The organism is Methanosarcina barkeri MS (assembly GCF_000970025.1).
GTDB classification, from domain to species: Archaea; Halobacteriota; Methanosarcinia; order Methanosarcinales; family Methanosarcinaceae; genus Methanosarcina; species Methanosarcina barkeri.
In genome coordinates, this window is record NZ_CP009528.1 from 3,157,199 (window position 1) to 3,169,789 (window position 12,591).

The following is a 12,591-nucleotide window of genomic DNA, read 5'->3' on the forward strand; positions in this document are numbered from 1 at the left end:
AAAAAAGCAAAGAACAAAAATTAAAACAGAAAAAGAGAAGGAAAAGAGAAAGAAAATAAACACAATAATAAAGAAATAAGTAAAAGAGAAAAAGGTATTAAAAAAGGAAAAAACAAAGGAAAGAAAACTTATAAGTGAATTAGCTTTCCTGGACTTTATCGTCTTTTTTCATAGCCTCTTCTATTCCTTCTCCAATTTTAACGTTCATGAGAAAATCATCAACCGTTGCAAGAAGAGAGCCTATTTTTTCAGAATGAAACCGGACGGCAACTTTATCCTCATGAACTTCACTTTCCATGCTTCTGAGGTTATCCGGAGAAAGAGCTTGCAGAATTCTCGCAGCGGATTTTCTTGATTCAGGATCCGGAAATTCAATTGTACCTGTAATTTTCATAAGTACTCCCATCGCTTTTCCAACTTATTATCTTTATCTTTGGCATGAAAGTTCTTTCAAGTACTTCCATTTGTTTGTACCTATTATTCGGAGAATTTGATATTCGTTTTTTGATTTTTAGTTCCGATCTTCTGGAGCTGATCACCTATAATTCGGTCTGCAATGCTCAGGAACTCCTCAGCACTCCCTAGAGGAATTGCAGCTCCGGAAGCTACATTATGTCCGCCTCCTCTTCCACCAACCGCACTTGCAGCTTCCCTCAATGCAAAAGCAAGGTCAAGGCCCTTTGAGACGAGTTCGCGGGTGCCTCTTGCGGAGACTTTCAGGATTCCTTCTGATTCATTTATGCAAATAAAAGGAAGCTCGGGATGAAGGTAGCGGACGACCGTGCTTGCAAGGTTCCCGGTAGAAATGGCATCAGCAGTAACAACATACCAGAGATTTTCTCCCTTGCGAATTTTTTCTACATTTTCCCTGACATTCAGTGTAAGTTTCTTCTCATACTCGCTTTTAAGAGAAAAGGCTTCATTGACAATCTCCTGGTCTTTTAGACAAAGAGAAATCGCCAGCCCGTAAATTTTCTGCTTTCCGCATGTGTTAAGAATAGAAATAAAATCGTAAACGTTTCTTACAAGCTCCCGGTTCAGCAGCAAAACTTCTCCGATAACAGCTTCAATAGCCTCCGAGCTTGCCTGCCTGACAAGTTTCAGGGCGACAGCATTGGCAAGCCTTGAGATTTCCTCTTCAGACAGGTTTTCAATTTTTCCAGAAAGCCTGAGCTGGTTCAAAAATTCTGTAACTTTTTCAGGGTAACCGGTTATATCCAGAAAAGGTTCAGTACTGTATGCAAGCACGTCTACGAGGTCTCCGTCTCCTACTTTGAGCCCTTTCCGAATAGACACAACCCCTGCTTTTAAGGCTTCTTCCAGGATGAAGGCATTGGCTGTGTGAAAGAGTTGCTTGTCTCCGATTGCACCTGCAAGAGCCAGCCCTGCAAGGTCAACGTTATCGACTGCCATTTCTCTTGCTACCAGGTAGCAGGTGCCAGAAGCCGATATATCAGTCGCTCCGTCAATTCCAACCAGATGGGCATTCACAAAGGCTTTTGCCGGAGATTGCCCTACAGGCTGGTGGTGGTCAAGCACTATAACATCAGCTTCCACCTTACTAATAAGTTCAGGCTGCCCGCTACCCATATCGCAAAAGATGACAAGTTCATTCCTGGAGATGCTCTTGTTCACGTCTTCAATCACAGCTTCATCCAGCCTTCCAGCTATCGAAAGCTGGAAACAAATGCCTGCTCGCAGCAAGGCCTGCGCCATTATCCCGGCTGAGGTCAGACCATCAGCATCATTATGTGAGACTACGCGCACAAATCTGTATTTCCGGATTTTTTCGGCTGCATTTTTTGCAAGATCTATCAGTTTCTCAAGCTCACTCAAAATCCATCACTCAAAAAGTTCAGTAATAAAATCAAAAATATCGGTTTGAAAATCAAATAACACACGCCGCCAGAGTATAAAAGATATCAGTCTATACTGGCTTGATAATATAAAACTTTGTACATTCAATAACCGAGGAGTTTTTACATGACAGATAAAAGATTTTAAACCTTTTTAACTTTTTAAAAAATGGAACAGAAAACACATTTCCTTTTAAACAAATTATTACTTTTTAAATAAATTAGTACCTTTTAAATAAATTATTACCTTTTAAATAAATTATTACCCTTTAAGCAAATTATTACCTTTTAAGCAAATTATTACCTTTTAGATAAAATATTAACATTGCTTTTTATTAGATTTTAAACAAGTCATAATAAACTCAAGTAGACCATGTAGATAGTTATTCAAGATTATTCAATCACAAAGACGAAGTTGTAAATTTATATACAAACTTCATGCCACATGAGAACAATGCCAAACCAATTCCAACATAAAAGAATCCTATGTCAAAAGCTGGCAAAAGACTAAATTTCCGAATAGTAATTCCACCTAAGATCATTACCACCATAATCATGTATGACTTTCTATCAAAAAATTCCATAACAAACATTTTCTTTCTATTATCTTTACTTATTCGAGTCGTGTGCTTCTCAACTAATTTAGAGAAAATGAGAAAGTAGAATACTGAAAATACTGAAGCAGCTAAAAAAACACTAAAAATAGATTTCCCTTGACTTATAAAATATGGTAATCCAGTCTCTATTACCATTGTTCCAGCAAACATCCAAACGATACCTGCAATCAAAATTAAATATTTATTAGGAATCGATGATTTCTGTTTGAAGCTGTTTTTCATAATCACTATTTAACCTTGCATTCATGACATAAAAACTTATAGTATTATGGTTCTGTAGAAAACTTACATTTTAACTGAAACTGCAGTAAAAACATATGCATGTGAATAATCCACCTACATTTATCTGTGACTATCTTGCGGTTTGCAATCAAGGGATGGGATTTTAACAGAATATGTCAACTGCTTACAGATATAGTCAAAATCAAATGGTTGTGCACTATTAGTTAGTTGAGAAGTCTCTCCCAAAAGCCACTTTACTCTTAATCACTGGGAATTTTCAGACTTGTTTTCATGATTATGAGCTTGATTGATTATTCGAAATACAAGATCCAAGAAGCAACTTTCAAGTTTTGGAATGAACTCACACATAACTTTGGATAGTTCTTAGAATATAAATTTGATTTCGTTAAGTTAAATCGGAAGAAATATACACCCCCAATAAGTAACTTAGCAACATTATAAAAACGATGAGTAGATATTGGAGGCAATAATATAATAAAAAATAGAATAGTTGCTATCTTTTTAGTTATGTGTTTGATTTTGGATACCATTCCTTTTGCTCTGGGTGCTACTGAAAAGACCAGTGGTTCGACAAGCTCGGTTTATATAAGTTATTTAGATGTTGGAGCTCCTAAGGAAAAGCCGTATCAAGAGTATGTTAAAGTTACAAATAAAGGATCAAAATCAGTAAATCTGAAAGGTTGGAAAATTAAAGACAAAGGTGCAAAGCATACCTATACTTTTTATTCATACACATTGAAATCTAAAGCTTCGGTAGTTCTCAGAAGCGGCAAGGGTAAAAACTCTGGAAGCACGCTGTATTGGAATAAGTACTCTTTTATCTGGAATAACGAAGGAGATACGGCTTATTTGTATAATGCTCACGGAAAATTAGTTTTTAAAAGAAATGGATAAGTAAAATGAGGACTTCTCATTTTTTCATTTTTCAAGTTTACAGGTTTAAAGGAGAGATTTAGTATTTCAGGTTTTACAGCTTTTCTTTCTTCAGCCTGTTTTCAATATCATGCGAAACTAGGTAAAAAAACATAAACTAAAAAGATAGCTTTAAGAAAATTAAACGAAAATATATACACTGCCTCTCGGATATAGGGATATAAAACACATCCCTTGAAAATTTCTCAGGGATCAACTTAATGAGTCAAAAAATATATAGTATAACGACAGGGGCAGCCTGTAAACTTCAAACATCAGTAGTGTAGCGGTCATCACCGGGCGTTGCCAACGCTCGAACCCGGGTTCGAATCCCGGCTGATGTATTGCCCGAGTCCCGCCACCCGAGTCCCGTATCGGGAGGACGGTGCCCTTTTCGCTCACTTTGTTCGCTCAAGAGGGCTGAATTATGGCAAAGATAAACTGATTTTTAACTCGCTTATGGGACTATGTATCCAAATTTCGGAGAGGGTTGCCAGCGGGCGTTATCACAAGCCTTTTGAAAAAGCTTGCCTGCAAACTTTTATAGAAAAAGTTTGATTGAAAACGATTCACGTTTGAATTTGAGAATCTTATCCCCGAACCCTATCGGCGTGATCAACCGGCGCAACGTTGCAGCTCAACGATTGTTTAAAAAAGAAAGATAAGCAGCTTTGAATGCTGCTTTTAATTAAAATCTGTTTTGAGATTCAGTACTGTATTTACTTTCTTCTCAGGATATAGTACACAGTACCGAGTACTCCCACAGCTACTGCAGACTCAAATCCAGGGATAGAACCCCAGCCGGAAGGTTTGTTTTCATTAGTTGCAGGGTTGCTCGTTTCAACTTTTTCTGTGTTGGGAGTGGTTGTGTCTACTTGATCCTCAGGTTCCAGTTTTATGCTCTTATCGGGTACTACAATTGTGAAGGATCCGAAACCAGGAGTTTTGGACTCGAAGAAGACATAGGTACTGTCTTCACCAACTTTTGTGGTTTCAAGTTTGCTCCAGGCTTTGTTATTATAGTTCCAGAGAGATACAGACGTTTCGTCAGCTCCGCATTTTTCGAGCCAGGACTTTTCAACTCTGAAACCGACAACTGCGTTTGCAATGTTATTGGAATTTGCAATTCCTCCGGAACCTACCCAGATGTTCACGTTCTTATAGATCGTACCTTCTGGCAGGCCAGAAACCAGTTTAGATTGTCCTTTCAGCATTTCGACAATGGTAGTAATCTTTCCCAAACTCTTTTTGGCATCAAACTCCACATACCTTATGCAGGTTACACCCTGTGAGAACTCGAACCTTACGCGCTCCCCAGCGGTGACCGATTTCCTAGACAGTTCTTTGGCAGCGACATTACTCTGAGGCTCAGCAGAACCGCCGCCTCCACCACCGCCTGAACCGCCTGAACTACCTGAACTGCCTGAGCTGCTACCACTGACAGTTATAGAACAATCGGCAGGAAGTACAGGGAATTCAGCTTTGTTGATATCTCTTAAAATTCCCACAATTTTGTACGTACCGGTTGTTGACGGAGCTTTCAAAGTGTAGCTGAAGCTCTTTTCATTAATGAGCAGGAAGGAAACTTCGCTGCCATTTACAGTTACAGCTCTTTTCGGCAATGTAGAACTAACAAATGTGAAGCCGGAAGGAAGCTTTTCAAGTACCTGTCCGGCAGCACCGTAGTCAGATACATTAACTGTTACCTTGAATTCCTCATCAGAACTAACCGAAGAAGGGAAAGTCCTTTCTGCACTGCCTGCAGAAACCGGGAAAGTAAACAAAGTCAGGGCCAGGAACAGTATAACAACAAATTTTAACTCATGCCGTTTCATATCCGATCCCACCCATCAGCAAAATACGCACCCAGAACTGCATATTTGATCCCGCTAGATACGTCGTTATTGTTTACAAGAGCCTCAATTTCCTCAGAAGAAAAGACCCCATCAGAGCCTCCAAACGTTGTTGCAAGTTGACTTTCTTTCAGTACAATGATGGAAATGCTGTCCGTATCTACAACACTGTTTCCTGAGGGGTTCGAAGCCGTGAATTTGAATTTGAACTCACCTGGCACAGTACTGACTATATTATAGGTATACTGATCACCCTCTGATTTTAATGAAACCACGCCCTGTTCTATGCTGGTTAGGTCGAGATTCACTGATTCAATTCCAGAGTCATCTACAACCTTTGCCGTGACAGTCGAGAAATCTTCTCCGTCATTCAGGATGTATTTTGGGGATGCAGATAAAGCTTGTATTTCAGGAGGTATAAAGTCTCCATAAAATGTAAGATCAAGTTTAACTGGATTAGCTCCGTGTTCATAAGTTACGGAAACAGGCTCGGATGCAATACCTCCTAGCTTGAAGATTATCTCTTTTCCGTTATCTTGCTCAGTACCATTAGCTGACACCTTGTACTGTCCAACCTTTGTAAGAGTGTACGAGCCAACAAGCTTTGAATCTATATATGCAGAGATTACGAGTCCGGGACCCGCTTGTGCAGCATCTCCTTTCAAACTTCCTTCAAACGCGTTGGGGAGAGAAGGAATAGTAGAAGAAGAATTGGCAGATGCGGCCGGAACAAGGAACATGCCCAGTACCAGAATAACCAGGCATAATAACCCTCTTAAATGTTTGTCCTTGATCGTCATCGTGTCACCTTGAAATTTTACCGTTAATCATGTAGACTTTTTTTTGAAAAAGTCCTTCAGCGATTCCTTCTAGATCCCCTCCCGAAATCGGGTCCGAAAACAAGTAGAAGTATGCCTGCAACCGCATAGACAATAAGAAAACCTGGAGCACTTTCGGATTTGAGAGAACTTTTAGAAGACTCTGCTGCCTCTTTAACCTCGGAATTTTCGCTTGAACTTCCCGAAGCCGCCATGTTCCGCTCAAGGACTGAATTCTCAACGGCATCAGCTTTGGAATCCTCTGCGGAAACTCTCTGTTCTTCATTATCTGTCAAAGGTTCTGAATCTGTTTTTAAATTTGAGTTACTATTTGAGTTACTATTTGAATTGCTGTTTGAGTTGCTATCTGAATTGCTGTTTGAATTGCTGTTTGAATTGCTGTTTGAATTACTACCGGAGTTACTACCGGAGTTACTTACAGTAGTAGTCTCGGAATATACTGCCTTACCATCAGGTAGCTCGAGGGTAACTATAACTCCAGATTCCCAAGTAACACTGCTCGCAGCATCCTTTCCATTCACTTTAAAAGTAATTGTTTTTCCTTCATCTTCAGCAGTACCAGGAATAAATAGGGAATAATTTCCTGAGGAAGTATCTGCAAGATACTCCTTTTCATTAAGATAAGCTGCAACAATAGTCCCGTCGGGAGCAGGCGTACCGTCAATGAGAGCAACTCCTATTACTGTCATCGGAAGTATCGGGGGGGATGGAAGGACATCTTCTGCTGCCATACAACCCTGAGAGAAGACCAGGAAAAACAACAGTATCACGGATGTTCCTAAAAGGCCATTTTTTAATTTTTTATTCATTGTAGACCTCCAGTTATATGTGAACAACAAAAAGAAAAAGAGCTATTCAGCCTGAACAGGCTGAACAGTCAACTGTGTCAGAAATTGCACTTACTCCGTACTTGAGTAGTCGGACATCTCCGGTTTGTACGAGCTTTCGATGGATGCGTAGGTACCTGCATCTTTCATGAAGATCCAGTAACCCTGTCCGGGTACCATACAGCCATCGGTCTGAAGTGCTCCAACTGGTCTTGGATCAGTGCTACTTAGGTATTGAATAGATGTAGATCCATTTCCAAGTAGGCTATCTGTCATGCTAGGAATTATACCGCCCCAACCTTCACTGGAACCATAAGTCATTAGGTTAGAGAACCTGTAGTCTCCAAGAAGCTCAAAGTCATTGAGCGAAGACAAAGTTGTGGACCAGGGTGCATAATACGAAGAGGTATGCCCTATCATGTGCCATCCAGGAGTAAGCTCAAGAGAAGCAGGCACCCCAGGGTCAGTACTGTCAGATGACATTCCCTTGAACTGAACATTGGCCCCGAAAGGCTCTTTAGTGTAGACCCAGTATCCCTTGCACGGTTCAATGGTCTCAGGGAACTGCCAGCATGAACCATCCCAATAGAGGACTGTGCTGTCATTGCCAAAGACATCTTCAGTACAGGCGTTCAAAAGCGTCTTCGGCACGGATTTCAGGTTCCAGCCGTCATCAAGCGTGATAGCCATATCTTCATATGTCCTTACAGGTCCACACCTTGAGAATTTAGAGTTGTAGTTGCTTGCATTGTCCCGAGCAATTACAGCCACCCAGTAGTCCTTGCCGTAAATAAGGTCTGTTCCACCGATTTCTTCAATGCATAGATCCGTGACACTTGAATTTTCTAGTTTCTGGTTCGGAGTCAGTGACCCATCTGTATGAGTCTCTAACCCGGTTGTGTTTACCTTTTGCATATCCTCAATACAGCTTGGCTCAGATGTGCTGATATAAACCTCGTATGGCATGTCGGCAAGATCTGCGTCAGTGCTTGCATTCCAGCTAACATACAGCCCGGGATAATCATTCACATACTGCCAGTAAGTTTGACCAGGAGCGTCTACAACATTCAGGTTTGCCACACAAGCCGGAGCAACACTGTCAACTGAGAAAGACTTCATATCAGGCTGGTAAGTCCTGCTGCTTGTACAGTCGGTGATAACTACTGTCCATTTTTTGTTCACTCCATCTTTTACTGCAGCTTTTATTGAATAATTATCTTCACCGACAACAAAGTCGCCACAGTTGCAATTTTCAACGGTGCTGCATGTTAGGTCCTCATCTGCCTGGTCACAGCTTGCATCTACTTCTTTACCGTCAACGAGAAGCTTGTAGTTGAAAGGCAGTCCTGCCCCCTCCCCATTCTGTCCTGCAACAGTGAAGGTAAATGTTGGGTTTGAAGAAACGTATCCTCCATCCGGAGAAACGAGAGAGACACTAAGCCCATCAAGGCTCACATAGAAGTCACGAACCTTACTTGTAGCTTTGTTTCCAGCTCCGTCTTCAACAGAAACCGACCAGTTGTGAGCACCGTCATCGAGGTCGAGTTCCTGAGTAATGGGCACTCCGGACTGCACAGTCCCTGTAATATTAGTTCCATAACTCTTAGCAACTTGTCCATCTATATACATTGTATATGTCAGGCCAAGATTACTATATTGAGCAGCTAAAGCATCCTCACAAGTGAAGTTGAACTGAGTAGAGCCTATTAACTCTTTATAGCAATCCTGAGGAGAAGTAAGTATTACACTGGGACATTTAGTGTCTACATACAGTGCACGAGACCCGGTTGTGTGTGTGTTTCCGTAACTGTCTCTGGTACTAATTTCCCAGGTGTGATAACCATCCGCGAGTTCAAACTCAAGTTTTTTATATGTACCAGAGGTTATTACCCCACTACTCTTTTGGACGCCGTCGAGAGAGAAAGTGTATGTAAGTTGACTCCCGGACTGACCGTATGAATCGTATGCAGTGAAGTTAAAGGCAACACACTTTTTGGCAGCAAACTCGGATTCAGGGCTAATTATCGTTATGTACGGATCACTAGTGTCAAACCCGTCAGGGAAAGATTCATCTCCCAGCAGATTACCTAAATCATCAAAGCCAGATATGTCTATATCCAGAGGACCGCTTACATCATCTGGAACCTCAAAGTCATAAGCAAAGGTGTCATCATCTATTTGATCCATCGGATCATCAGTCACGAAATCAGCGCCTACTAAGTTTACATTACTAACTCCAGGTAAACCGTTGCCAATCGATATATTGGCGTGATCGACGGGCTGGCTGAAATTTGCGATGATATTTACAATTTCCCCCGGTCTAAAAGGACCAGTTTTGTTATATCCGATACTGATATTCAAATAGTCATCAAGACCAAACACAAATGCGTTAGGGTCTTTTGCAGGTTCACCATTCAGCAGCAGAGCTCCAGTTGCATCATATGCGTTTATGTCTACACCCAAATTACCACTTATTATACTCACTGGAATAGTATAGTTATAAATAAAGGAATTATCTTCAGCATCCAGTGTGTTCATCGCCTCATTAACTAATGATGAACCAGTTTTGTTAGTGATCGATATATTGGCGTGATCAACAGTTGTATTGAAATCCGCGGTTATGGTCACAACATCGGTCGGTATAACATTGGTTTTACTATAGGTGACATTGACGCTTGAATCGGTATCATCACCTGTAGGAGTATCATCACCTGTAGAATCATATTTTAAGAAATCAGACACAGATTTGCTATCCACGAATGCGGAGGCGTTAAATCCAGAGACGTTTACATCTAAAGGACTTATATCCTTCATATTCGCTGGAATGGTATAGATATAGCTAAAGTTGCTACCCTCTATTCCAGTAGTTATTTTGTCCATTGCCTGACTGTTTACTAAATATGAACCAGCATTCTCAGTAATCGATATCCTGGCTTCATCAATAGTCTTATTGAAATCGGCCGTGATATTTACAACTTCTCCCGATTTGAAGAAATCATCGGTTCCGTTGTGTTTTATATCAATGGTTAAATTATCTTCAGCTGCACTTGCTACCCCTAGTAAAAGGGACGTAATTAGTAGTGCACTAAATAGTATCAATCTTTGTTTCATATTTTACACCTAGATTCCGCAAATATCCAATTTTCTTCCAGTTTAAACATTGAATAGGTCTTTGTTAATAATTTTATTAAGTTGAAAGATATAGCAGATCCCAGCTATTTAAATGATTTTGACAAACAGTGTAGTAATATTGAGATAGTTAAAAGCTCAATAGATTAATAAATTAATACTGTTTGATAATTATAGATTATATTTTGCCCCTATTTTTCAACCCAACCCCCTCTATATAATTACACTGACATTATCCATATATGTTCGGTTGACAAGAAACCCAACGCTTCTCCGAAATCGTTTTTGGTAGAAGTGGGGTAACATTTGATCCTGATGCGGCAAGTATTAACCTCTCTGTTCTTGCTGCACAGGGAGGTGATAATCCTGTTTTTGTATCAGTGCTGACTGGACAAGCCCTGAACATTAGACATGTGCCCGCTATCGAAAGGCGAAAATTTGTTGTGAGCTAAATTTCCACCGACTGCAATCTTTTGATTTTAATGTAGGGTACATATCTTAGTATATTATCTTAGGATGATAATATAGCTAAGATTACACGATAACTAATATAAATCTTTCTGACAGAATAGAATAATTAAATTTAATTAGTGTTAAAAAAGAATCTAATGTATATTAATAAAAATTGTTTAGATTATAGATTGAAAAAGTTGCAATTTTTTGAGATTGCCTGTAAAAATTTTGAAATTGTTTGGGTTAAAAAGAGGACATATAAAAATATAGTAGATAGTATGTAGAAAATATAGAGATTAAAAGGTTTTGTTTTGAAAGATATTTCAGAGATTTTTCAAGGCTGCAAGCAAAGAAACTCCTGAGAGAAAGAAACAATGTTATCTTTATTGAAATCAAAGCTGACAAACTTAAAATGTGGAAAGCACATAATTTAAATAAAAACATTTTTTTATACGAAAATAAAATGGGGGTTTTAAAATTCGATACACTTTCCAGAATTCTACCGAATTTCCAGTTCAGAGAGACTTTATACAGGATATGCAGGATTTTATAGCGATTTCAAAGGAAGTCATACCTCTGGAAAAATCAACTATCACGATAAAAAATGAAAACCAAGAAAGGCGTGCAGTCTTCGAAAAAATGATTCAAGAAATAGACCTGTTTGAGAAGGAAATGAGGGAATGTATTGAGACCCACGTAGCCGGAGTAGACACACCTGAGATTCTTGAGATCAAAGAGAAAACTTTTGAGACCTCCTCAAGCGTGGCACTGGCAAAGAAAAATGAAAAACTTGCCGAGATCGACAATGAAAATAAACTGGACCTCATGGAAATGCAGCAGCTTGATACAAGGATACTCTCAGCTCTTAGCCCTTTTTTTGAAGATAGTATATATGGAGCCCAAAATGCTCGCTATGCCTTTATGGAGGATAAAACGCTGAAGGGAAAGCAGGTCAGTTTTATTGACAACCTGCAATATGAGTTTGAACTACTTTTCACACAGGATACTTTGAAGGTAAAAGACCTACAAAACCTGACCTTACCGATATGGTCAAAAGGCGGAATCCTATCTAGAGAGGAGAAAGTAAAAAAAATCGATGTATCCGACTTTTATATAAAGAACATTAAGTATGAGAAAAATAGTCTGAAAACCGTGCTCGAAGATAAGGATGCGGAAAATAAGTTTACTATCTCCTCGGACGAGAAAACTTTCCTGATTATGCACAGAGACTACGAGATAACACGGGACCAGGAACTGGCTGCTGCCTTAAACAGGGACTTGGTAGATTCGTTCATAACAAAGCTAAAAGGGTTCTTCACCGAATTTGTGGGCTCGAAAAAGCTTATCAATATCACACTTGACGGGAAAAACGTAATTAAAGAAGACAGAGTTTTTGATTGCCTGAAGCTGATTGCTTCCATATACGGAAGACTGGTAAAGGAATGCCTTGAAAAAGGATACACTGAAGAGGAAATTACTATTAAAATTGAAGAACCAGGGGGGACGAGAACAGAGAAATATCTTGAAAAGTCGGAAATTTTGAGAGAGCTGTCAACTATTGGAAAGGAAGGAGAAGATCTAGCTACACTCCTGAGGGTTAAGGAAGCTTGAGAAAAGATAGTTAGGCGACAGGAGAGATCTTGTTGACACAGGGCCAGAGTAACGTTAAGTTCTGGAGCGTTCCTGTGCCAGAAATGCTCCAGAGACTCAAAATAACCAACGAAGGCTTGAGCAGTTCTGAAAGCAGTGAACACCTTAAAAAATATGGGGCCAATCTCCTTAAACCAAAAAAAGTTCAAATACCCTTAAAATCTTATTTTCCCAGTTTAAGAGTCCGATTATTCTTATTTTGCTTTTTGCAG

9 protein-coding genes, 1 tRNA gene and 1 pseudogene are annotated in these 12,591 nt (G+C 39.7%); 4 read left to right on the forward strand and 7 right to left on the reverse strand.

Annotated features, from left to right (window positions below; all coding sequences use genetic code 11):
• Positions 1-139 precede the first annotated feature (139 nt).
• From MSBRM_RS12640 to MSBRM_RS12650, 3 genes are all read right to left on the reverse strand, one after another.
• Positions 140-394, reverse strand: a complete 255-nt coding sequence (locus tag MSBRM_RS12640) for a KEOPS complex subunit Pcc1 (RefSeq protein WP_048123385.1) — start codon at positions 392-394, stop codon at positions 140-142.
• A gap of 83 nt (positions 395-477) precedes the next feature.
• Positions 478-1,836 carry a single-stranded-DNA-specific exonuclease RecJ gene (locus tag MSBRM_RS12645; protein WP_048120850.1) on the reverse strand — a complete coding sequence of 453 codons (1,359 nt, stop codon included), beginning with the start codon at positions 1,834-1,836 and terminating at the stop codon, positions 478-480.
• A gap of 421 nt (positions 1,837-2,257) precedes the next feature.
• Positions 2,258-2,701, reverse strand: a complete 444-nt coding sequence (locus tag MSBRM_RS12650) for a hypothetical protein (RefSeq protein ID WP_054864268.1) — start codon at positions 2,699-2,701, stop codon at positions 2,258-2,260.
• 534 nt (positions 2,702-3,235) lie between these two features.
• Here MSBRM_RS12650 and MSBRM_RS12655 point away from each other — a divergent pair.
• Both MSBRM_RS12655 and MSBRM_RS12660 read left to right on the forward strand, forming a co-directional pair.
• Positions 3,236-3,610, forward strand: a complete 375-nt coding sequence (locus MSBRM_RS12655) for a lamin tail domain-containing protein (protein ID WP_052712891.1) — start codon at positions 3,236-3,238, stop codon at positions 3,608-3,610.
• A 290-nt stretch (positions 3,611-3,900) separates the two neighbouring features.
• Positions 3,901-3,972 (forward strand) — tRNA-Gly (locus MSBRM_RS12660).
• A 375-nt stretch (positions 3,973-4,347) separates the two neighbouring features.
• Here the strand turns inward: MSBRM_RS12660 and MSBRM_RS12670 are convergent.
• From MSBRM_RS12670 to MSBRM_RS12685, 4 genes are all read right to left on the reverse strand, one after another.
• Positions 4,348-5,463, reverse strand: a complete 1,116-nt coding sequence (locus MSBRM_RS12670; RefSeq protein WP_048120856.1) for a PGF-pre-PGF domain-containing protein — start codon at positions 5,461-5,463, stop codon at positions 4,348-4,350.
• Positions 5,460-6,281, reverse strand: a complete 822-nt coding sequence (locus tag MSBRM_RS12675) for an Ig-like domain-containing protein (protein WP_048120857.1) — start codon at positions 6,279-6,281, stop codon at positions 5,460-5,462. Before MSBRM_RS12675 ends, MSBRM_RS12670 begins: the two co-directional genes overlap by 4 nt.
• A 56-nt stretch (positions 6,282-6,337) precedes the next feature.
• Positions 6,338-7,129, reverse strand: coding sequence for a hypothetical protein (locus MSBRM_RS20520; protein WP_048120858.1), 792 nt, complete (start codon positions 7,127-7,129; stop codon positions 6,338-6,340).
• A gap of 90 nt (positions 7,130-7,219) precedes the next feature.
• Positions 7,220-10,258 carry a hypothetical protein gene (locus MSBRM_RS12685; RefSeq protein ID WP_052712892.1) on the reverse strand — a complete coding sequence of 1,013 codons (3,039 nt, stop codon included), beginning with the start codon at positions 10,256-10,258 and terminating at the stop codon, positions 7,220-7,222.
• A gap of 1,008 nt (positions 10,259-11,266) precedes the next feature.
• Here MSBRM_RS12685 and MSBRM_RS12690 point away from each other — a divergent pair.
• Entirely contained in the window at positions 11,267-12,340 is a 1,074-nt protein-coding gene (locus tag MSBRM_RS12690; protein WP_196297279.1) for a hypothetical protein, read from the forward strand.
• A gap of 83 nt (positions 12,341-12,423) precedes the next feature.
• Positions 12,424-12,542: pseudogene (locus MSBRM_RS21935) on the forward strand (cation-transporting P-type ATPase); the annotation flags it as partial.
• Between the last annotated feature and the right edge of the window lie 49 nt (positions 12,543-12,591).

Excerpts from the sequence above, each read along its gene's own strand:
- MSBRM_RS12640 (WP_048123385.1), bottom strand. The coding sequence starts at position 394 with ATGAAAATTACAGGTACAATTGAATTTCCGGATCCTGAATCAAGAAAA.
- MSBRM_RS20520 (WP_048120858.1), bottom strand. The coding sequence starts at position 7,129 with ATGAATAAAAAATTAAAAAATGGCCTTTTAGGAACATCCGTGATACTG.
- MSBRM_RS12690 (WP_196297279.1), top strand. The coding sequence starts at position 11,267 with ATGCAGGATTTTATAGCGATTTCAAAGGAAGTCATACCTCTGGAAAAA.
- MSBRM_RS12685 (WP_052712892.1), bottom strand. The coding sequence starts at position 10,258 with ATGAAACAAAGATTGATACTATTTAGTGCACTACTAATTACGTCCCTT.
- MSBRM_RS12675 (WP_048120857.1), bottom strand. The coding sequence starts at position 6,281 with ATGACGATCAAGGACAAACATTTAAGAGGGTTATTATGCCTGGTTATT.
- MSBRM_RS12670 (WP_048120856.1), bottom strand. The coding sequence starts at position 5,463 with ATGAAACGGCATGAGTTAAAATTTGTTGTTATACTGTTCCTGGCCCTG.